Genomic DNA, 22,157 nt, shown 5'->3' on the forward strand with positions numbered 1-22,157 from the left:
TGATTTGCTCCAATTAGCAAACCTTCATTTTTATGAATTAATTGTTTTAACATGACATCTGTATCCGTATAATCAATTTGTTGTGATGTAGCTGTTACATTTTTAAAGAAATGTGGAGCATCGCTTTAACCATACTAATCTGCTCCGATAGTTAATTAACGGTATTTTCTAGGTGTTGTTCACTTGTTCTTGAATGTGTGAGTATACTGAAAACGATGGATTTGTCACTGACAAATCCATCGCCCTTATCATACTAACAATTGTAGATGTAATTCTTTAACGTCCGAATGTGTGTCCACCATTTAAGAAGACAGTCTGGCCAGTCATGAATCTTCCTTCTTCACTGGCTAAGAATACAACGCCTGGAGCTATATCGATGTCTGGGTCACCTAGACGGCCCATTGGAACTGGATCCATTGTTTTCTTATATCCTTCTGGATCAGATTCCATCCAAAGTTTTGCGGCTGGCGTCAGCGCGCCTGGAGAAACGACATTTACCGTAATGCCATGTTTACCAAATTCACGAGCTGCAACACGCGTTAAGCCACGAATGGCTTCTTTTGCAGAACCATAAGCAGAGAAGGTTTCTAGACCATCAATGCCAGTATCTGAACATACATTGATGATACGCCCGTAACCTGATTCTATCATATGCGGGACACATTGCTGCATAAAGAAGAATGTAGCGACTGTACCTGTTTTCCAAGCCAGTTCCATCGATTCATAAGTAGTTTCAAGTATAGGAGCTGTTGGCTTTGTAGCCTGTGCATTATTGACTAATATATTTACGCTTCCTAACGTTTCAACCGTTTCCTTAACAACATTTTTTACTTGTTCTTCGTTAGACACATCGCATTGAACAAATAATGCTTCCGCTCCCATTGCCTTTAGCTCTTCAACCGCTTTTTTTCCTGTTTCAACATTATACTCAGCGATCGTAATCTTTGCCCCTTCTTTTGCAAGCGCTTTCGCGAACGATAGTCCTAAACCTTGGCCTGCACCTGTAACAATTGCAACTTTTCCATCTAATCTGTTCATAATATAATTCCTTTCCGCTTGTTTCTTATATTATTCAGACCATTAGCATAACAATAAAAGATAGATCTTTTCAATAGTTTTTACTATAGTTGAATAAAAATAACCGCTTAGCTGAGAACTTTTATTTATAATATTGTTCTACTATCTTTCCATCCATATACAAGTTCATCGAGTTTCTTCCCAGCAATATTAATTTCAATGGTGTCTATTTTCTTTCCATCAAGAGCCTCGTAAAAAAGACGAGAAGGATTATCTTCAAGTACTAAGACAACCATGGAAAAAAGGTTCTTTTGATGTAGTTTTTTAATGATGGGCTTAACTAATAATTTCCCTAACCCATTCCCTTGATACTCTTTTAAAATATAAATAGCATATAATTCACCAGTGTAACCTGGGTAGTTATTCGATCTTTCTATACCACCAGAAGAAAAGCCAACAATTTTTCCTTCTGCGTTTTCTGCTACAAATACATCGCTATTAGTCATGTTCTTTTCCCATAACCGCTCTCTTTCTTCATAACTCAATTGATTTAAGTATTCTACTGGCATGATATTCGCATATGTAGTTTTCCAACTGTCAACGTGAACTTTTGCTATTCCTTTGGCATCGTTTAACGTTGCTTTTCTTATGATCATATTAGAACCCCTTTTATTTATCTTTTAAATCCACCTTCTGAGTGAATGATTTGGCCTGTTATCCATGCTGCCTCATCACCTACTAGGTATTTAATTGTTTTTGCAACATCACTTGGCTCACCTATCCTCCCAAAAGGAAACATCGGTTTTAATTCTTGTTTTATTTCCTCTGTCATCCATCCTGTATCTGTCGGGCCTGGATTTATTGCATTTACCGTTATTCCTTTCGTAGCTAGTTCAGCCGATAATGTTATGGTCAATGCATCCACAGCCCCCTTTGTCGTGGCATAGGCTATTTCACCAGGCATTGGTCCTTGAAACTGACCTGATGTAATATTGACTATTCTTCCTCCCGTTTTTTTATTAAAGCCTTGAGCAAATTGGCAACTTAATAATGTTGTTGCGCGAACATTTACCATGTAATGCTTATCTAACTCTTCGGCTGTTAAATTAGAGCGATCGTTGTTAGTAGAGTAGGCTGCATTATTGATTAAAATATCAGGATAACCAAGTTGTTTAGAGACTGTATCAAAGAGTTTTGATGGTGCCTCATGAGTAGTTAAATCTAACTCCATACAAGCTACTCTCACACCCTTTTTTATTAATTCATCCTTTAATATCATAGGCTCATCTAATTTTATACCCCAAGGCATTTTCTTGTCATATTCCGTCCAATAGGTAAAAAATATATCATAGCCCGAGTCAGCTAACTCTTTACAAATGGCAGCCCCGATTCCACTCAGGCGGCTAACCCCTGTAATAACTGCAATTTTTTTTTTTTAGTTGCTTCATAAAAGCACTCCCCCTAACAATACTGCGTGATCTTGATACGAAAAAAGGATTTTCTGTTAGAAAACCCTCTTGACTAGTACATTAGATGAGCATGAACGAAAAACTAATCTTGATATATTTTTTGAGCTTCGTATTTAAATCCTTGATACTGATAGCTTTGTTTTTTATACATTTCCCTTGGCGTATCTTCCCCATCGGCAACTAAGATAACGAACTTTTCAGGAAATCTATCCATAACAAATTTTTGTAATGCGCTACCGATTCCTTTATTTCGGTATTTCTGCTCAACAGTTAGGTTGTCTATTTCTACTGTGTCATTGGAGATGATGATATCGACGCATCCAGCTGGCTCCCCTTTATAAAATGCCAGAAGCTGAAGTATATCCTTATTTTTGTATTGGCGCTTGTTCAAATCGATTTTTTGATTGGCAAACTCACTTCCAAAAATTAAATCATATTGATAATTTAGCTGAAGATAGATTTCTAGGTTCGTATCTGTCACGACTTGAATGTATATATCCGGGTTCGTTCTCAACACAGGAAAGCATTCTGGTTGAATAACATATAATTCTATAAAACCTATTTCATATTCTCTATCAGTTAGGTAAGCAATAAGTTCAAGTGTTGGTTTTTCATTAGCGGGAAAATAAAATTTAACATGTTTTTGTCCTTTTTTCAGATGATATTCCCTTAAGTACGTTTCCGCTTCTTTAAATTCAGATAAATGCGGTACATATGTAAACTCAATAAAATTACTATCATACCTAGTCAACATCTGTGGGTAATGAACGTGTCTGTATTGTTCATTTTTAGCCACTACTTGTCCTAGCGTATAAATATCTTCAAATGTTATTTGCTTCATATATTTTTCTCCTAAATTAAAGTAACTTCCGCATTTTATCAGTTTACTATTATTTAAAAAATGTTTCTTACTATCATATTTAACAATATCATAAAATGTAACTAAAATTACATATTATTCTAATTATTTGTGTTTATCAAGAATAGTTAAATGTAATATATAGTTATTGTGTATTCATAAACGACCAAAGTCCTTTTTATTAGGGATTTACTTCCCGCTTACCCATTGACGCTTTACTAGGCACAGGCATGCATTTAAACAAGTAAATACATCGAGTTGACGATATACCTGATTAGACTCTATAATATCGAAATCCAAATAGAATATTACGTAAAGGACTGAAAATTAAATGATAAAATCTTTTTTAATGGTAGGGCAATCAAATATGGCGGGTCGTGGATTCTTGCATGAGGTAGAACCTATCTATAATGAAAAAATAAAAATGCTGCGCAACGGTCAGTGGCAAATGATGACAGAACCGATTAATTATGATCGACCAGTTGCTGGTGTAAGTCTAGCAGCATCTTTTGCAGAGGCATGGTCGAAAAGCCACCCAGATGAAGAAATTGGTTTGATTCCTTGTGCAGAAGGCGGCAGCTCCTTGAACGATTGGCATCCCCAGGGTACTCTTTTTCAACATGCGTTGTCTGAAGCAAGGTTTGCTCTGGAAACTAGTGAAATTTGTGGCATACTGTGGCATCAAGGTGAAAGTGATAGCAATAATTCACTACATGAAACGTATTATGAAAAATTATCTCTTATCATTGAAACTTTACGAAAAGAATTAAACCTTCAAAATATCCCATTAATCATCGGGGGGCTTGGTGATTTTCTTGGTAAAAATGGTTTCGGAAAGTACTCAACAGAATTCCAAGAAATAAACGAACATTTACGTCGATTCACTCATGAGCAGCCAAATTGTTATTTTGTATCAGCAGAAGGTTTAACTGCCAATCCAGATGGTATTCATTTTAACGCCATTTCCCAACGGAAATTCGGTTATCGTTACTACGAAGCATTTTCGAAAAAGTGTCATATTTTAGAGTCTCTCGCGGATGAAGATCAATCACTAAAAATAAAAAATAGCTACTCGAAAACTGAACTAATTTATATTTACAGTATGAATTTAGCTCTTGGTAAAATCACATACGCTGAATTTGAAGCACAAATGGCAAAGTTAATGCAGCCTTGATTCCTTTACTTCACCTTGGTTTACTTATTCAAAAAACTATATTAATTAGTAAGTAATATGTTACGGGAATTTTCAGGTCTCTTATGGAGATCCCTTTCCCGCTTTTCCTTTTCTTATTTGCTATTCATAAGCTAGCTATAGGAAAATAGGAATTTGAACAAAAATGGAAAGGTATTGAATTGATAGGAATAAAAAGGAGCTGTCCCAAAAGTCAGGAAAATGACTTTTAGGGCAGCCCCCTTCATTTATTATCAGGCAGTCGGCTTTGTCGACGGCAGTTTTTTTTATTTACCGTATACTGTATTAAAGGGTAACAATTATCGGGCCATCTTTGGTAAGGATGATCGTATGTTCTAATTGGGCTACATAGCTTTTTTCGGTAGCATAGGTCCATCCGTCATTTTTTTGGAAGACCTCTTCTTCTAAGGTCGAGATGAATGGTTCGAAAGCGATAACCATCCCTTCTTTTAATATATCATTATCCCATGGATCATAATAATTACAAATATGGGCAGGAGCTTCATGTATCTTTCGTCCAACACCGTGTCCGGTGAGATTTTCAATAACGGTGAATCCATGTTGTTTTGCTGTTTCAAATACTGCTTTTCCGAGTTTGCTTTTTTTGGATCCGGGTTTTGCTTTCTTAAGACCTGCTTCAAACGCCAGTTTGGCAACGTCGCATAGTTTGGTTAAGACTTCATTTCCTTCCCCCACTACAAATGAAATTCCAGTATCTGCGAAATATCCATTTTTTGAAGCAGATACATCTATATTGACTAGATCCCCTTCTTGAATAATGCGATCACCAGGGATGCCGTGTGCAACTTCCTCATTAATACTGATGCAAGTATAGCCCGGAAAATCATATTCCCCTTTAGGGGCGGAAACTGCTCCGGCCTCTTTTAAACGCTCTCCCGCGATATCATCAAGTTCTTTGGTCGTTATGCCGGGAATTGATCTTTGTACCAATTCATCTCTAATGGAAGCGATGATTTTACCAATTTCCTTTAGACCATTAAAATCTTCTTCTGTTTTTGCAATCACTTTTCCACACCTCATTTTTCTCTTTGTAGTCTCTTCGATTAATTCCTTCCAATAAGAAATAAGCTTAATTATACATCGAAGGGTATGAAAAGAAAATAAATGAGCAATATTGATTTAGATTCTTTATGTTATTCCCTAATATATTCCACTCTCTGAAAATGGTCATCATCTTTCAATTCCCCATGATTTTACCGAAAAATTTTCGAGGCTTTATGAGGATTTAAATACTATCTAATTATTTATGGTTCACTTGCAGACAGTAAAGAACCCCAAGTTAAAAACTAGGGATTCTTTAAAATCTTCATAATCAAAGTTTAGTCTCCACTGGATGGATTGGCATTTCCTCTATGCTTTCATCGTTAGTGGACTTTTTTGACCAGTAAGTCGCAAGTATGGGTCCGGAGATATTATGCCAAGCAGCTGCGAGGACGCTTGGGAGTGCTGCCATTGGCCCAAAATGGGCTGTGGCCAGAGTAACGCCTAGCCCTGAGTTCTGCATGCCCACTTCAATCGATATCGCTCTTCTATTCACTTCATCAAGTCCTGACATTTTTGCTGCAAAGTAACCTAAAAGAAGTCCGAATCCATTGTGAAGCATCACTGCAGTAAATATTAGGAATCCTGATGTAGCAATTGTAGTTGCGTTGCCTGAGACTACTGCGCTCACAATGGTGATAATGGCTGCAACCGATATAAGTGGTAGTACAGTTAAACTTTTCTCTACAGTAACCGGGAAAAACCGCTTAATGATTAGACCTAAAATAATCGGAAGAATGATGACTTGAATGATGGACATAAACATGGCTGTGAAATTAACTGGCATCCATTGACCAGCAAGCCAAAGCAGAAGCAATGGTGTCATGATTGGAGCCAGTAAGGTTGATACTGATGTCATAGCAATTGACAAGGGAACGTTCCCTTTTGCCAGATATACCATAACGTTAGAGGCTGTTCCGCCTGGCACACAGCCAAGTAAAACCAGACCTGCAGCTAATTCATTTGGCAAATTCATGAGTTTTGCAATAAGGAAAGCAACAAGTGGCATGATAATAAACTGTGCGCAAACGCCAATTATTACGGGCAGAGGTTTTGTTATGATAATTTTAAAATCAACAGCCTTCAAAGTGAGCCCCATTCCAAACATGACAACGCCAAGCAAAATCGTAATATATCCCCCAAGTCCCAAAAATGGTTCTGGAAACATAAAAGCAATGACGGAGATTAAGATTACCCAAACAGCAAAATACTTTCCGGCAATAGCACTGAATGCTTCTAGAACTTTCATATCATCACTCGCCTTCTTGCAAGAATATTTTACTTGGATTTAATAGATTTTCAGGATCAAGCGCTTTTTTTATTTTTTCCATTACCAATAGAGACTCTCCATGTTCCTGTTTCTGATATTTCCGTTTACCGAAACCTACCCCATGTTCTCCGGTGCAGGTCCCGTTACGATCTAGGGCATAAAGAACAATTTGTTCATTTAATTGTTTAGCTCTTTCAACCTCTTCTTGATTTTCGTTATCGATCATTAATAATATATGATAGTTGCCATCCCCTACATGGCCAACGATTCCTCCGGTCAGTCCCAAGGCATCCACAGTCTCCCTTGCATGTAGGATCGCACCTGAAAGCTCTGAAATCGGTAGGCAGACATCCGTGACCATTAGTTGTTTTCCAGGATGGCTATGGATGAAGGAATAGGCAAGATGATGGCGGGCTTCCCATAAACGGTTTCTCGCAGCATTATCCGTCTCAAATTCAATATCGAGGCAATTATGTTCGGCTACGATTTCTTGTGTAAACTCTACGTCCTGCTTCAAACCTGCTTCATTTCCATGAAACTCCAAAAATAACGTCGGTTTCTCGGTAAAGCTTGTTTCATTATGAAGATTAACCTGTTTGATGGATGGTTCATCTACAAGTTCGACCCTTGCGATTGGGACCCCAGCTTGCAATATGGATACAACAGCTTCCACTGCATCATTCAACGTCGGAAAGGAAGCCCTTGCCGCCATAACATGCTCAGGAATTCCATACACTCTTAAGGTCAATTCGGTAAAACATCCAAGTGTTCCTTCAGAACCAACAAAAAGACCGTTAAGATGGTAACCTGATGATGATTTAGCGGCTAAATTGCCAGTATGTATAATTGAACCATCTGCAAGAACCACTTCCAGATCACGGACTTGGTCACGCATTACACCATATTTGACAGATGTCGTTCCACTAGCATTGGTGGCAGCCATTCCACCTAGTGTGGCGTCTGCTCCTGGGTCGACGGAAAAGAATAAACCGAATTTTTTCAATTCTTTGTTCAGTTGCGAACGTGTCACACCTGGTTGAACCTTTACAAGAAAATCATTTTCACGTACTTCCAGGACTTTATTCATTAAGGAAAAATCTATGGTTATTCCATGTTGATAAGGAATGATATGTCCTTCGAGGCTTGAGCCCAAACCAAAAGGGATTATCGGAATTTTATACAAATTCGCCACTTTCACAACTTCACTCACTTGCTGTGTTGTTTCAGGGAATACGACAATATCGGGCAGGCTTACAGCATGATATGATTCATCTCTGCCATGCAATTCTCTTACGGTCTGGTTTTCCGTAACTTGGCTTTCCGAGAGAACTTCTTTTAATGCATTAAATAAATTTACACTAGTTGCTACCATCCAAATCTCCTACTTTCGCAATAAAATATGTTTTTAATATTAAAGCTGGGTTTAGAAATAACTTGTAACCGATTTCATAACAACGTTGGTTCGCTAGACGCCATTGATATTATTAGATAACTGGTCTAACCAATTACATTATACTAAATATTTTGATATTTTCAACAACTATTCTTTTTGCTTATTTTCCTCATGGATTAATCTTTTTTTAGCAACTTAGTATACTTTCCATGTTATTCAGGAGAAAAAACTTCTCTGAAATAGACTGGAATGATTTTCAATATTGGTCTAACCAATATAAATTCGTGACTTTTTTCAATAAAAAGTATATTTTGATTATAATAGCCCGCTTTCTATTCATAAAAGACTTATTAAAATGAGTCACCCTTAGTCGACCCGATGTTGGCTTTTGAGATATTATTGAAGGATGTGTAGGAAGTAATGGATTCTATACCAGTTAAGTCCCCCAAAGTGTACGAAATCATTTTCAATCAAATTAAGGAATCTTTCATTAACGGTGAATTGAAACCTGGAGATAAGTTACCTGCTGAGCGGGAGTTGTCCAATCGTTTCAAGGTGAGTCGAACTTCTATTAGAGAAGCACTTCGTGTATTGGAGAGTAACGGCGTCATTGAGGTTAGACCAGGAGACGGGACATTTATTAGGCAATCTGAAGTTCAGTCATTAATTGCACGCTTATCTAACACGATCATAAATGCTGAGAACCACTTGATTTATGAAATGTTGGAAGTTCGACGGGTAATAGAAACCGAGTGTGCTTTTCTTGCTGCACAGAGAGCAAGCTCTTTAGATTTAAAAAATATCATGAACGCTTTAGAAGATATGGCAAACTCGGAACAAGATGAAGAACTTGGCTTGCAGGCAGATCTGCTGTTTCACAATAGTATTGCACAAGCAGCAAATAACTCTATATTTTCTGGATTGGTTCAGACTCTTAGTGAACAAATGAAAGATACAATCCGTGCCACCCGACGACATCGTTTCGCAAAACCCGGTCATTTTCAAGAAACGCTTCAAGAACATAAAGATATCTACTTTTCTATTGCTTTAAAGGAAGCGGACAAAGCCAAACAACTAATGGATGCCCATATTATTCGCATTAGAAAACAAATGGCAACCGCTACACTTGAAAGCATTGGAGATCCTAGTGGAAAATAGGTTAAACTTGTGTTGTTTTGAAAAAGTCTAATTTGTTTCGTCTGTAATCTTGGCACCGGTTATATCAATTTCATCGTATTTACTTTTGTAATACATTTTGTCGTCTTTATAATATATATTCTTTTTATCAGTCGTCATCACGTTCCCATCTGGCAATTCAATCGTTATCATTTGATTACTATCATTTGAAGTCCCTCCAGCTGGAACGAAGGTATTCTTATTTTTGGCTATTTGATTCCATGTTCCGAGAAAAAGTATAAGAGCAAATATGGTTATGGCTATATATAAAGTCCATCGACGCTTTTTAAATCTATCACTTCTATTCAAAGTAGTTCTCCTTTAGTGAATTTTTCAGAGTCTCAAAATACTGTACCTCTTTAACCGAGCCTAATACAAGAGAAAGTATTTAAAACTTATTACCAATCTATCTTAATTACTAAGAAGCCATTATTCCTTCTAAACGTGATAGTATCAGTAATCAAACCATGTCTATCAAGAATTATCTTCTTTCATTTCCAAAGCTTCTGCCCTTTCTTATATGTATTTTATGACAGTCATTATAATTGCCCTACCATTTTCAGCTAATTCTACATACTTTAATATAGCTAATCCCTCTCAGGAAAGAAGGTAGTATGTTGAATAGAAATAATCGGTTAAATCGAGGTTTTTGTGTACCGGGATATAGGTGGTGCGGACCGGGTTGTTCGGGACCTGGTGCACCTACTAATGGCGTCGATTCGTGCTGTAAATCACATGATATATGTTATGAAAGATATGGACCTTCAGAGCACTGCGATCGAATCTTTCAGAATTGTCTGCGTCCATACATGAATACACGTAATAAAACGGGCAGAGATGCTACCCTTTTTTATGGGATTACGAGGTTGAATAATAGATTTAGGTAAACCTTCCTCTCTATATGTAAAGAAAATCAATGTTGCATGGCATTGATTTTTCTGCTTTTTTGGTAGCGCCTTTCTCTCTACCTGTTATAATTAAGAACGAATGAAAGAGGTGGGCACGCTTGTCATCTAGTAATAACGATCATCCAACTAGGAAAGATTGGTTAAAATTATGTTATATGGGATTATATTTAGTGGGTCTCTTTTGGATAATAGGGTCGGGTATCTATCAATTTATTGATCTATCCCTTGAAGGGTCCAATAAAAATGTTCAAGACGAAAGAATGGACGGAGATGAAACGCAAGTACAGAAGGTATCAAAGGAACCGACCTTGACTTCTCTAATTGTACAACCTCTAGCTGAATCCGAAAAAGCAAAAATCGTGTTTGAACACCTTGGCTATCTGCTTCTCTTGTTAATCTTCTTTTTATTAGCTCCCATCCCTTTAGAACGTATGAAACGGTTTAAATTAATGAACTTTGAGTTTGAGAAAGAATCAGCAGAGCAGGATGTTGCGGAGAGAATTACTATTCAACAGAATAAATTCGCTTTTCTCATTGATTGGTTACGGGAAGAAAACACCGATAAGTTTTTGAGGATTACGAGAGTACATACCAGCTATCGAGCTTTTCTAACAGAAATGCTGAATGAAATGATGGAGTATTATAGGAAGGATGACATTTTCTTTGAATTTGATATCAAGACAGAGACTCAATTCAGGAAGAATCATTCCGATTACCCGAGAATTGTTAGAAACTCTTTAAACGTTGCCGCATCACTGGGATTGGCCATTCCAATAAACAAAGAAAACGACAGGCATATCTATTTTAAAAACTATATGATCCATACAATCAAGGTCAAAGAAAACGTTTATACCGATGAAGAAACAGTCGTTACGTATGTTATTATCTTGCATAGTTATCGAACGACCTTCGATGAGTATGACGGCCAATTGCTAGCAGGAATCGCTTCCTTAACCTATGAATTGTTTCAAAAGTATCATACGCTAGCTGCAATTAACGATATAAATTGAATTCAAGCGGGAAATTCAGTAAAATATAAGTAAGAGGTGATAGCGATGGAAGCAAACACTAAAAAGACGGTGTATAATTTCGCTAAATTGAAAGAACAAGCAAAAAAGATTGGTACGACACCTGCGGATAAAGTTGAAAGGCCAACTTACCATTCAGTCAAACTAACAACAAAAAGTCCTTCAGTAAAAAAAATACTATATGGCATAAAATAACAAATAACCCTATGGATTTCCTAGGGTTATTTTCTTTGGAGATAAGAATCAAGATACCTCTCTAGTAAGGGGCTCCTCCCCATCCAATCACGTCCAGACCTTACATGGTATGGAGACCAACCAGGCATCTTGGGTAAAGGTGTGCCAGCTGGTAAAGAACCTATTTTCGCGGCTTCTTTTAATAGTAATTCCTTATTATACTTTACCGTGTATAGACCTCCTCCCAAAAAACTCATTATTCGCTTTATATGTATGTATCTTGCCCTTTTTTTATTCATTTATTAATAAGAGATTGGGAATGTTCGTATTGATAAGAGGATTCCCTTTAAAGCATATCTCAATATGATTATTCTCCATATAAATTATTTATCCGTTTGCTCGGTTGATTTGTATTGTTTCCTTAGATAGAGGATACTGTTTCCCATATCTTTTTCTTTTGTAGACTCCATTAAAACTTTCATATCGGGTTTTCTCTCTTTCACTAAAGAAAAAATCTTATTATAATCAAGCAACCCTTGACCTACAGGAACCGTTTTTAACTCTCCGTCTTTAATGGTAAAGTCTTTAGCATGAATTATTACGATGCGGTCGCCTAATAAATCAAATGCTTCCTGGATGATCTGTTCTTGATTTATGTACGTTTCAACTGTAAGGAGATTTACAGGATCAAGGATGACTTGTAAATTTTGTGATGAAATGGTATCCAACAGTCTTTTCATGGTTTTTGAGGAGTATATAGGGTGATTGACCCCTGGTTCTATCCCGACTATTACATCGAATTTTTCTGCTTCATTGACTAAATCCCTGACACTGTTGACTACTGCCTGAAATGGTTCTTCGCGAAAATTCTCCTCTGTATACTTGATATCAGCATACACATTTCCTGTTTCTGTTCCGACAATCGTACATCCAAAATTTTTGGCAAAATGGATATGTTCTTTAAAAAAATCCAATCCTTTATTACGTTCATTTAAATTAGGATGAATCATATTAATGTAGCAACCTAATACAGCGATTTCTACTTGATGCTGCTGAAAGGAGTTCCTTATAGAACGAGCCAAACCTGATGAAAGACTGCCAGGATTAATGTTCATGTCTTCAAATGATTTACGCAAGGCCAATTGTATACAGGTAAATCCCTTTGCAGCAATAGCTTCAGAGAGTTCTGCCAATGGTCGTTTTTCCATATCATGTGCACGGACTCCTAGATTTAAGTTCATATATACTTTTCCTCCTTTTAAAAATGACCGTACATATAAAATGTACGGCACAAATAAATGAACGCAATCTATAGCCTATCTTGCCAACCAGCCTCCATCAATTGCTAAAATATGGCCATTCATATAGTCTGAAGCGTTGCTTGAAAGAAAAACTATTGCTCCCATGAGGTCAGATGGATACGCCCATCTACCAGCTGGAATACGTGATAAAATTTCAGCATTTCTTTTTTCGTCCTCACGAATTGGCGCTGTATTGGCAGTAGCGATATAACCTGGAGCTATCGCGTTGATTTGTATATTATGATGAGCTAGTTCATTGGCGAATGCTTTGGTTAGCCCCGCAACGGCATGCTTACTTGCTGTATAAGGAGGAACGAATTTCCCACCTTGAAAAGACAGCATGGAGGCAATGTTAACGATTTTACCCCTTTTTTGTTCTACCATGATTTTAGCGGCTTCCTGGCTTAATAAATAAACTGCATTCAAATTGATATCCATGACAGCGTCCCAATCCTCTTCCTTGTATTCAAGTAATGGAGTCCGACGAATGGTTCCTGCATTGTTAACGAGGATATCTATCTTTCCATAAATAGAGACACATTTACTGATGACTTCTTTGATAGAATCACGGTCGGTCAGATCTGTTTGGAAGAATTCCACTTGTCGTCCAGTTTCTTCAATCAGATTCTTCGTTTCATCGAATCGATTATTGTGTGTAACGAGAAAAAGATCAGCTCCCGCCTTTGCCAAGGCAACCGCATATGCCTGACCTAAACCGGTATTTCCCCCCGTGACTATCGCAACCTTCCCATCTAGTCTAAAATAATCAGTCGAAAAGTTTCGTAAATCATTTAACATGTCAAATCCCCCTATATTTGATTGATTTTAGCGTAATTCTTCCATTTTCACATGGTCCATATCATCGTAAGTAATATTTTCCCCACACATTCCCCAAATGAATGTATAGTTGCTTGTAGCTGTTCCTGTATGAATGGACCAACTTGGTGAAATTACTGCATCCTCATTCTTCAAGATAAGATGTCTTGTTTCATCGGGCTTACCCATAAAGTGAAAGGCACGAGTGTCCTTGTCCATATCAAAATACAGATACACTTCCATCCGTCTTTCGTGAGTATGGCAAGGCATCGTATTCCATACGCTACCGGGAGCAAGCATAGTTAGCCCCATTTGTAGCTGGCAGCTCTCACAAGTATTTGGGTGGACATATTGGTATATTTTGCGTTCGTTTAATGTAGAAGGATCACCTGTAACAATGGGATCAATCTTCTCGATATCAATCTTCACTGTAGGATACGTGTGATGTGCTGGTGTTGAATTAATATAAAATTTTGCGGGATTAGATGGATCCTTGGAGTGAAACCACACTTCTTTTGTTCCTTTCCCTACATAAAGTCCATCTCTTTTGTCCATGAGGTACTCTTCTCCATCAAGCGTAATTGAACCAGCCCCGCCAATATTAATAATGCCTAATTCCCGGCGTTCGAGAAAGTAAGAGACTCCCAATTGTTTATCTAGTTGAATCGTTAATTCTTGCTCTATAGGTGTCACTCCACCAAAAATCATTCGATCCACATGGGTATAGGTCAGATTCACTTTCCCTGGTTCAAATAAACTTTCGACAAGAAATTCTTTTCTTAATTGATTGGTAGTATATGTCTTCATATCTTCGGGATGATGCGCATAACGAGTTTCCATGTATATCTCTCCTTAAAATTAGTGTTTTTTTAAATGGATAACAAAACCCGGCATAATCATTTTGACCCTACGTCTTGTGACCACTATGATAGTTTATTTTCATGTAAGCTTCCTATATTCAGCTGGTGTATGCCCAGTATATTTCTTAAAGCAACTGCTGAAATAGCGTGGATTCGAATACCCTATCTTTTCAGATATCTCATACGTTTTTAAATCTGTTTCTCTAAATAATTGCATCGCCGCTTTCATTCTTGTCTCCATTACACATTCACTAAAATTAAATCCTTTTTTTGCTTTAAAGAGACTGCTCAAATAAGCGGGGCTTACATGCACTTCAGCTGCAACCTTCTGAAGTGATAAATCCTCCAAAAAATATTTTTCTCTAATACAAACAATAGCTTTATCAACAATTGTTTCTTTTAGATTCATATTTTGAAAGCGTACATAATCGGCAAGATTTACTGCTAACTCCTCCATACATTCAAATAACTCTTCGATCGTTTGCAACGTGATTATCTTTTTTTGAGTATCGATGAATTTTTTTTTACCCCACTCGTGTTCCCACTTACTGAAATCTCGAAATAACAAACTATTAATCCGTAACATAAGTAATGATATTTCCTCTAGAGATAGTTTGTTTACTTGTAAAACGAAACTTCGCATTTTATCAAATTGATCTTTGACTTTTCCAGATAGACCTAAATGAATGGTTTGTACGAGCTCATCTTCAAAATGTCGATAATCAATTAATTCTTTAATGGAAGACAACTGAATATCATCAATAGAATAGGTTGTATTCTTCCCCATTCTGAACCGCTGATCCATGGCCAATTGTGCTTCTACTAATGAGTGATTAAGGTCATATATATGCTGAGTTCGCTTACCTATGGTAATGGTTACTGTAGTCTGTCCACTTGCATGAACAAGTGTCACTAACTCCTCCGAAAAAGTCTTAATTAATAGTTCCGCTTCCAAGGAAGAATTTGCTTCCAATCCTGTTAGAAGATAAACATCTTCTTTATCTCCATATAAAGCTTCATGTTTAATTGAAAGCGTGTCTAACAGTTGCCTAGAAAGGTTCATTAGTTCATTTTTTGCAAACATTCTCTTATTTTCCGTATCATATAGACTATCCAAACGAACTAAGAGAGCATAATAATACCCATTGGGCGAAGGTTGAATGAGGTGATTGAATTTTCTATTAATTCCTTCGTCAGATATTTTATTCAAGCACCACTTATCAAGAAATAATTGATGCTGATATGGAATTGTTTTTTCTATGAGCTTTTCTTTTTGATTTTCTTCTTCCCATTCCTTGCGTGCTGCATTCAACTTTTCAAGTAAATGATCCGTTTCCACGGGTTTTAATAGATAATCAAATGCCTTCACTTTAATAGCTTCATGGGCATATTTAAAATCCTCATAACCAGTTAGTAAGATAATCTTAGTATTCCAGTTTTTCTTTTTAACCATATTTGCCATTTCCAAACCATCCATAAATGGCATTTTAATGTCTGATACAACAATATGTGGCCGCTCTCTTTCAATTAAAGCGAGTCCTTCTTCTCCATCATTTGCTTCACCGACAAATAAAAAACCATATTCTTCCCAAGGAATGACACTTTTTAGACCACGTCGGATAATGCGATCATCGTCAACAATAGCTACCTTACACAAAGTTATCCCTCCTTCGTTTTTGGGAAAATAACTGTTATCCGTGTTCCGACATGTTCCGTACTTTCAATCTGAATTCCGTAGGGGTCCCCAAAGTGTAATCGGATTCTTTCGTGAACACTACGTAAGCCAATACCAATGGTTGAATCGTGGGTTCTATTTTTCAGTTCTCTCCGTATTTCCTGCAACCTTTCTTCACTCATGCCGACTCCATTATCTATCACTTCAAGGTAAATTAAATCTCCTTTTTCTTTGGACTTTACAATAATTCGCCCTTTGTCCCTCGTCTGTTTCACTCCGTGATAAATAGCATTTTCTATTAAAGGTTGTAGAGTCAATTTTATAATTTGATAGGAAGTGATTGATTCCTCTATTTGTATCAGATATTCAAAATTGTCTCCATAACGCATTTCTTGGATAAAGAGATAATTTCGAATATGGGTGAATTCCTCTTCTAAACTGATGATTTCTTTTCCTTTACTAATACTAATGCGGAAGAAATTCGAAAGCGCTGTAATCATATCACTAGCATCCTTATTTAAGCCCATGTCGCTTAATCCTTTAATAGAAAAGAGCGTGTTATATAAAAAGTGCGGGTTAATTTGAGAATGAAGGACAGCAAATTCAAGTTGTCTCCTATCTTCTTGTTCAAGTCTAATCTGTTCAAGGAGGGAGTGAATACGAATCATCATTTCTTCCATTGCTTTATTCAACATGGTAATCTCTTTTGGTCCACCTTGATTATATGTAAGAGATAGGTTATTTTCATTGATAAGTTTACTTTGTCTCACTAAATCCGAGACCGGGTTTGATATATATCTTGCTAAGAAGTTAGCAATGATAATAGAAAGGATGGCCAAGATCAAAATGACGGCAATGGTGACATATTTAATGTAAGTAGCTTTTTTAACAATTTCATCTGTTGCGACGATAGCAGCTATTCTCCATTTGTTGGTCCCAATCGTGTCGTATATAACCATCATTTTCTTTCCGTTCGGATTTACAAACTCATACATTCCCTTCGCTGGCTTTAAGTGTTGCAGGTGGGCCAATTGCTCTTCATTCAGTTTGTATCCATCTGGAGCATCCTTTGAATTGAGTTCTCCGTCAGGACTTACAAGGGCAATATAGCCATGCCCGCCTATCAGTGATGAATCAATTACCTTTTCGAAAAAATCATTCCGGAGGTTAAAAATCAGTACGCCATTAGCTTTAGAATCATCATGACCAATAACCTTCAACACACTGATAACCTGTGATTTACTTTTGAATATAGAATCTTCGTGGGAGTTAAGCCAATAGAAGCCTTCATTGCTTCGCATTGGTTGTTTCATGTAAGCCTGATAAGGGAATTCACCTGGTTTCAAAGAATATTCGCTTTGATACATCACAAAATTACCATCGTTAATATTTACGAATATAGAATCTATATTGGAATTATAATTCATATAGATTGCCTTTAATAATTGGCTTATATTAATATAATCCTCAGCGTCCGCTTCGTTCTCTTCCATTCTTACTATCGAAAGGAGCCGAGGATCATTGGATAAGGCAACCAATTGTTCGAAGGAGTTGGATAGGACGTTTTCAATATAGCCCTTTGTTTGAAATAGCGTATCATTAATATTATTATGTGCATTTTCTTCCAACTGACTAATAGCCAACCGATAGGATAGGAAACCGGTCAAAGCAATCATAATAATCATGACAGGTAGAAATAAAGATAGGATGGTCGCTTTTAAAGAAAATAGGAAATAGGTTTTAATAATAATATTTATACTTCTTTTAATTTTCTCCCACATATAAGTACCAGGATTTATTTAACTTTTTTATCCTTACCTTCCATAAAATGATGAATTTAATCATTTTAAAGATATCGAATTCATTACCTATAATATATAGTGCTATATGCTCATTTCCTCATTTCTTATTTCCTGAATTTATGAATACTTAAGATCCTACTTGCCGGCTCCAGCTTTTAATTGGACTTGGATCGGAACAGATAGTACTGGATGAATCTTTGTGTGATAGAGGGGTTTCCAATTGACGTCTTCATCTAATTGAACCGAATTGACCTTGTTGAAGGCTTTTACTAAATCAACTTTTTGAATCAAATGCTTTCTTTGTACAATGGAACCATTTTCATAAATGGAAGTACCCTTCCAGTCCTTGAGAATCTTTGCTGGATCAATCATGGCATCAAATTTGAAATAATTATTTTCAGCATAGATTTTCGACTCTTTTCCAAGACCAAGTGCATACTCGAATGGATATTCAGAAAGATTGTCAAATTCATAAAGGTTGTTATATACATGCACCTCTCCATATCGAACCCTAGGTAATCTTTGAGTCACGTTTTTATAATGGTTATGGTGAATTGTGACCTTCAATGCATCACGATCTGATGTTTTGCTATCACTAGAACCAATTAAGGACACCTTATCATGATCTTCAAATCGATTATAGGAGGCGGTAATATAATTCGCTCCATTAGTGACATCGAGTAACCCATCATGCTGTTGGAATGTTCTCCCGAAATACTTTCCTGAGTCCGTATCAAGATATCTTCCATCATGAAAAGTGTTTTGGTTTATCCAGATATGATGCGCGCCATTTGTTATTGCAATATTGTCATATTCCGAATTCCATTCCCCATATTCTCCGTCAGTTGGATCCCATTGTGGAAAAAAATCGATAGGTGCTTCGAACGTAATATTTTGAATGATAATATTTTTTACAGAATCCAATAATAAGCTACCGCCCCTGATTTCAGCTTTTTTCCCCATTCCGATAATAGAGGTGTTAGAGCCAATATTAATGACGATTTCTTTCTGTTGATTTTTTTGAGAACGTGCTCTTGCTTCTTCAACAGGGCCGCTGACTTCATTTTCATATCCCCAACGGTCTGGATTATAAGTATCTAAATAGGTTTCAAAATCATAATGTGGTTCAGCATAATATTCAGCTTCAACAGGTTGATTATTATCATCTACATTTAAGTCAATGAGACCTTTTACGTATATGATTTTTGGTCTATCATTTGTTCCGTTTTGTACATTATCACCACCAAGAGCGCCAATTAGTTCTTTTTTGCTCTTCACAACATAGATATCGTCAGGTGTAGCCAAAGACCCGCCATTTGTACCTTCACCCTGGGAAGCCCATCCATCATTAGTGGGAAGTACTTTCTTTCCTGTAGTGGCTTCTGCGTCAATAGTGGACCAACTGAATATAAGTAAAAACATTATGAAACTAGCGAAATCCCTTCTTTTCACGACAACACCTCTTGTCTAAAAAATGGATACTACCTTCCTAACATGTCCGATAAAGCTACACTAGCTAGAATAAACGCTCCCACTCCATGAAGGTCATTTTCTGAAACGGGTCGAGATACATAATAATCATAAACACCTGCGGAGGTTCCGATACAGATTCCTTTCATAATCAGTGAATCGTCAGGGAGTTCAATCATATGTTTGAGCAAACCTTGATAGCCTTTTTTTGCAATATCTTGATAGTTAGAATCCACATAGTTTTTTTCCACTGCTCGAGCAATTGTATAAATGAAAAGGCTTGAACAGGAGGATTCCAGCCAGTTGTCTTCCCGATCACCTTTATCTACAATTTGATACCACAGGCCCGTTTCTTTATCTTGAAAGTCCGTATATGCTTGGATGACACTCTGTAGTGAAGTGAGCAACTCATCTCTGGATGAATGGTTTTTCGGAAGAATATCTAGTAAATCAATAAGTGCAGTCCCATACCACCCGACAGACCGGCCCCATATCTCTGGTGAACAACCCGTTTCTTTATTTGCCCATAACATGGTACGAGTTTCATCCCAGGCATGATAAAGGAGTCCAGTGACTTCATCCTTCATATATTCCCTCATCAACTTTTCTTGGTACACGACCATATCCACCAGATCCGGCTGGTTGAATGCTTGGTCATACATTAAAGCGAAAGGGCCGCCCATAAATAAACCATCCAACCACATTTGATAAGGATACTTATCCTTGTGCCAAAAGCCTCCTTGCTTCGTCTTATTCAATGTGGAATACAAATTCTTCAGTTTCATAGCGGCCGTTTTATACCGCTCATCCCCAGTTTCTTTATATAACGGAAATAGTAATATCCCTGCCTGAATGGAGTCTAATTCATCTCTTGCAAATAGAAAATTCCCTTGTTCATCTACTAAAAGGTCAACATACGCTTTCATATAATCATAATATTCTTGTTTCCCCGACCACTCCCAGACACGCAGAACACCGTATAGAAAAACCCCTTGATGGTAATGCCATTCATTTGCTGGCGGTAATTGATCTGGTGTATATGTTTTCATAAGCGTTTTACAAGCTTTTTCCGCGATCTCAAGAATTGCTTGGGAAGATAAAGATTCTATTTGATTCATAATGTTCTCCTCTTCTAATTATTTAGAAAATCTTCACGTTGTGGTGTGAAAATATCTAGAATGATTGATTGATCTTCTAGTGCAACGACTCCATGAGGAATATCAGGAGGAATATACACGCTATCACCTATATGGATCACTTGTTTTATGCCATTCAGATTAAATTCAAAACTGCCTGAAACGATATAGCTTACCTGTTCATGCGGATGGGAATGGACTTCCCCAACAGCCCCTTTTTGAAAACAAACTTCCGTCATCATCAGGGAACCCCCAGCTGCAAGTAATTTTCTATTTATTCCATTTCCAGCTTGAACCGGTAGAACAAATTGGTTCTTCACAAACATTTACGGCTTCCTCCCATCTTCTTTGTCCAATTTCACCAAATATAAGTTACAAGGACCATTACGATCGGATGTAAACAATATTTGTGTACCATCCCAGCTAAAGGTCGGGTGACAGTGTGTCTGTTGAGTATTCCAGCTAGTTTTATGAGTGCAAAGGGTTTCAACGGATACTTTGTCTTCCTGTAAATGAATCAGTACGAGATCTTCCACTTCATCGCCCACTAATAGGGTGTTGTTTGGGTTACTATGATAATGATTGCAATAAGAAGGCAAATCATACTGCTTTAAGATTGTCCCTTTTGGGTTTGATAACCCCACGAAAGGAATATCTTTTGTAGACTTCTCTAAAATGGTAGCTTGAGTTTTGTGAACCGTAATGGTTCCGTCATGACCTTTACGTCGATTATCAAAAAATATTAATCCATTGAATGTCCAAAATTCATGCCCGATGCAATCGTGTTCACCTTGCCGATAAATCGGCGTTACGCTTTGCTTTTCGATATCAAGCACCCATATACGTTGTTGCACCAGATTCCAAGGTCCTTCATGACAAAACATCGCCAAATTACTATCTGTCGGAGAAAATTGGAAATGACCAAGCCAATGCGTATCTTCGAATATATTCTTTACATCCGTTCCATCTAAACGGATGAGTGTTATCCAACTTTTTTTGGTAGCGAACATCGTTTCTTTAAAACCTGTATAATTCGCACCTCGAGCAATTGAAACATTTTCTGTCCGGATCAGCCCTATATTTTTCCTATCAGGTGAGATATGGGGATGTCCTAATAAAACATCGTTTTTTTCTTCATAAAGTACGGTAATCTTACATGTTTGGTTATCCAACTTTTTTACTTGGTTTCCGGTAATATAAACGATGATATCGCTTTCTGGGGTTTTTGTATGATAGCTTGGTTCAATTCCGTTTGGTTCATCTGTTAATTGAATGATTCTTCCGGATTCAAGATTCATTTTAAAGAGATTATAAATGTAATTTTTTTTTGAGGAACGATCGGATAAAAAATAAATATACTCATCTTGTAAGGAAAAAGAATTATCCGTAAAATAGAAATGAAAATTATTGGATCCATCTCCAGTTAACTGAGAAACTTCCCTTCCAGTCTTTTCATCAGTGTATTGTTTAATTTCAGAGGGGAATTCACTTCCAATCACCGGGGCATTACCTCCTTTGAATTGTAAGGTAAAGCCGTCAAAACGTATTA

At 37.0% G+C, this 22,157-nt stretch carries 22 protein-coding genes; 5 read left to right on the forward strand and 17 right to left on the reverse strand.

Annotation, left to right across the window (positions count from 1 at the left end; translation table 11 throughout):
* Positions 1-276: 276 nt before the first annotated feature.
* The 4 genes from ACIQXN_RS15025 to ACIQXN_RS15040 all read right to left on the reverse strand — a co-directional run bounded on the left by ACIQXN_RS15025 (position 277) and on the right by ACIQXN_RS15040 (position 3,327).
* The gene (locus ACIQXN_RS15025; RefSeq protein ID WP_402968035.1) at positions 277-1,038 is read right to left on the reverse strand and encodes an SDR family NAD(P)-dependent oxidoreductase; all 762 of its coding nucleotides are present in this window, start codon (positions 1,036-1,038) and stop codon (positions 277-279) included.
* A gap of 125 nt (positions 1,039-1,163) precedes the next feature.
* Positions 1,164-1,673 (reverse strand): GNAT family N-acetyltransferase, encoded by a 510-nt coding sequence (locus ACIQXN_RS15030; protein ID WP_402968038.1) that lies wholly within the window; start codon positions 1,671-1,673, stop codon positions 1,164-1,166.
* 17 nt (positions 1,674-1,690) lie between these two features.
* Positions 1,691-2,443, reverse strand: a complete 753-nt coding sequence (locus tag ACIQXN_RS15035) for an SDR family oxidoreductase (RefSeq protein ID WP_402968281.1) — start codon at positions 2,441-2,443, stop codon at positions 1,691-1,693.
* 125 nt (positions 2,444-2,568) lie between these two features.
* Complete coding sequence (locus tag ACIQXN_RS15040) at positions 2,569-3,327, reverse strand: GNAT family N-acetyltransferase (RefSeq protein WP_402968041.1); 759 nt, start codon at positions 3,325-3,327, stop codon at positions 2,569-2,571.
* A gap of 349 nt (positions 3,328-3,676) precedes the next feature.
* Between ACIQXN_RS15040 and ACIQXN_RS15045 the strand changes: the two genes are divergently transcribed.
* Positions 3,677-4,519, forward strand: coding sequence for a sialate O-acetylesterase (locus ACIQXN_RS15045; RefSeq protein ID WP_402968044.1), 843 nt, complete (start codon positions 3,677-3,679; stop codon positions 4,517-4,519).
* A 303-nt stretch (positions 4,520-4,822) separates the two neighbouring features.
* Here the strand turns inward: ACIQXN_RS15045 and map are convergent, their stop codons facing one another.
* The 3 genes from map to ACIQXN_RS15060 form a co-directional block, all read right to left on the reverse strand.
* Complete coding sequence (map, locus tag ACIQXN_RS15050) at positions 4,823-5,563, reverse strand: type I methionyl aminopeptidase (protein ID WP_402968047.1); 741 nt, start codon at positions 5,561-5,563, stop codon at positions 4,823-4,825.
* Positions 5,564-5,870: 307 nt separating this feature from the next.
* Positions 5,871-6,848, reverse strand: coding sequence for a bile acid:sodium symporter family protein (locus tag ACIQXN_RS15055; protein WP_402968050.1), 978 nt, complete (start codon positions 6,846-6,848; stop codon positions 5,871-5,873).
* A gap of 4 nt (positions 6,849-6,852) precedes the next feature.
* Positions 6,853-8,241, reverse strand: coding sequence for an FAD-binding oxidoreductase (locus ACIQXN_RS15060; protein WP_402968053.1), 1,389 nt, complete (start codon positions 8,239-8,241; stop codon positions 6,853-6,855).
* Positions 8,242-8,682: 441 nt separating this feature from the next.
* Between ACIQXN_RS15060 and ACIQXN_RS15065 the strand changes: the two genes are divergently transcribed.
* A complete protein-coding gene (locus tag ACIQXN_RS15065) occupies positions 8,683-9,420 on the forward strand; it encodes a FadR/GntR family transcriptional regulator (protein WP_402968056.1) in 738 nt (245 codons plus the stop codon).
* Between the two features lie 27 nt (positions 9,421-9,447).
* Here ACIQXN_RS15065 and ACIQXN_RS15070 read toward each other — a convergent pair whose 3' ends face one another.
* A complete protein-coding gene (locus ACIQXN_RS15070) occupies positions 9,448-9,747 on the reverse strand; it encodes a hypothetical protein (protein WP_402968059.1) in 300 nt (99 codons plus the stop codon).
* 305 nt (positions 9,748-10,052) lie between these two features.
* Here ACIQXN_RS15070 and ACIQXN_RS15075 point away from each other — a divergent pair, with 305 nt between their 5' ends.
* The 3 genes from ACIQXN_RS15075 (at position 10,053) to ACIQXN_RS15085 (ending at position 11,569) form a co-directional block, all read left to right on the forward strand.
* Positions 10,053-10,325 carry a Parvovirus coat protein VP1-like protein gene (locus tag ACIQXN_RS15075; RefSeq protein WP_402968062.1) on the forward strand — a complete coding sequence of 91 codons (273 nt, stop codon included), beginning with the start codon at positions 10,053-10,055 and terminating at the stop codon, positions 10,323-10,325.
* A gap of 119 nt (positions 10,326-10,444) precedes the next feature.
* A complete protein-coding gene (locus tag ACIQXN_RS15080; protein ID WP_402968065.1) occupies positions 10,445-11,356 on the forward strand; it encodes a hypothetical protein in 912 nt (303 codons plus the stop codon).
* Between the two features lie 45 nt (positions 11,357-11,401).
* Positions 11,402-11,569, forward strand: coding sequence for a hypothetical protein (locus tag ACIQXN_RS15085; RefSeq protein WP_402968068.1), 168 nt, complete (start codon positions 11,402-11,404; stop codon positions 11,567-11,569).
* 362 nt (positions 11,570-11,931) lie between these two features.
* On the opposite strand, the gene ACIQXN_RS15090 is transcribed toward ACIQXN_RS15085, so the two are convergent.
* The 9 genes from ACIQXN_RS15090 to ACIQXN_RS15130 all read right to left on the reverse strand — a co-directional run bounded on the left by ACIQXN_RS15090 (position 11,932) and on the right by ACIQXN_RS15130 (position 22,107).
* Positions 11,932-12,789, reverse strand: a complete 858-nt coding sequence (locus ACIQXN_RS15090) for a sugar phosphate isomerase/epimerase family protein (RefSeq protein ID WP_402968071.1) — start codon at positions 12,787-12,789, stop codon at positions 11,932-11,934.
* Between the two features lie 75 nt (positions 12,790-12,864).
* Positions 12,865-13,647, reverse strand: a complete 783-nt coding sequence (gene kduD, locus ACIQXN_RS15095; protein WP_402968074.1) for a 2-dehydro-3-deoxy-D-gluconate 5-dehydrogenase KduD — start codon at positions 13,645-13,647, stop codon at positions 12,865-12,867.
* 27 nt (positions 13,648-13,674) lie between these two features.
* Entirely contained in the window at positions 13,675-14,505 is an 831-nt protein-coding gene (gene kduI / locus ACIQXN_RS15100; RefSeq protein WP_402968077.1) for a 5-dehydro-4-deoxy-D-glucuronate isomerase, read from the reverse strand.
* A gap of 99 nt (positions 14,506-14,604) precedes the next feature.
* The gene (locus tag ACIQXN_RS15105) at positions 14,605-16,182 is read right to left on the reverse strand and encodes a response regulator transcription factor (protein ID WP_402968080.1); all 1,578 of its coding nucleotides are present in this window, start codon (positions 16,180-16,182) and stop codon (positions 14,605-14,607) included.
* A 2-nt stretch (positions 16,183-16,184) separates the two neighbouring features.
* Complete coding sequence (locus ACIQXN_RS15110; RefSeq protein WP_402968083.1) at positions 16,185-17,981, reverse strand: sensor histidine kinase; 1,797 nt, start codon at positions 17,979-17,981, stop codon at positions 16,185-16,187.
* 156 nt (positions 17,982-18,137) lie between these two features.
* The gene (locus ACIQXN_RS15115; protein ID WP_402968085.1) at positions 18,138-19,454 is read right to left on the reverse strand and encodes a pectate lyase family protein; all 1,317 of its coding nucleotides are present in this window, start codon (positions 19,452-19,454) and stop codon (positions 18,138-18,140) included.
* Between the two features lie 29 nt (positions 19,455-19,483).
* Positions 19,484-20,590 (reverse strand): glycoside hydrolase family 88/105 protein, encoded by a 1,107-nt coding sequence (locus tag ACIQXN_RS15120; RefSeq protein WP_402968088.1) that lies wholly within the window; start codon positions 20,588-20,590, stop codon positions 19,484-19,486.
* Between the two features lie 14 nt (positions 20,591-20,604).
* Complete coding sequence (locus ACIQXN_RS15125) at positions 20,605-20,934, reverse strand: cupin domain-containing protein (RefSeq protein WP_402968091.1); 330 nt, start codon at positions 20,932-20,934, stop codon at positions 20,605-20,607.
* A complete protein-coding gene (locus tag ACIQXN_RS15130; RefSeq protein ID WP_402968094.1) occupies positions 20,935-22,107 on the reverse strand; it encodes an oligogalacturonate lyase family protein in 1,173 nt (390 codons plus the stop codon). It abuts the gene before it with no gap.
* Between the last annotated feature and the right edge of the window lie 50 nt (positions 22,108-22,157).

It is taken from the genome of Peribacillus sp. NPDC097295 (genome assembly GCF_044761665.1).
Classification (GTDB): Bacteria; Bacillota; Bacilli; order Bacillales; family DSM-1321; genus Peribacillus.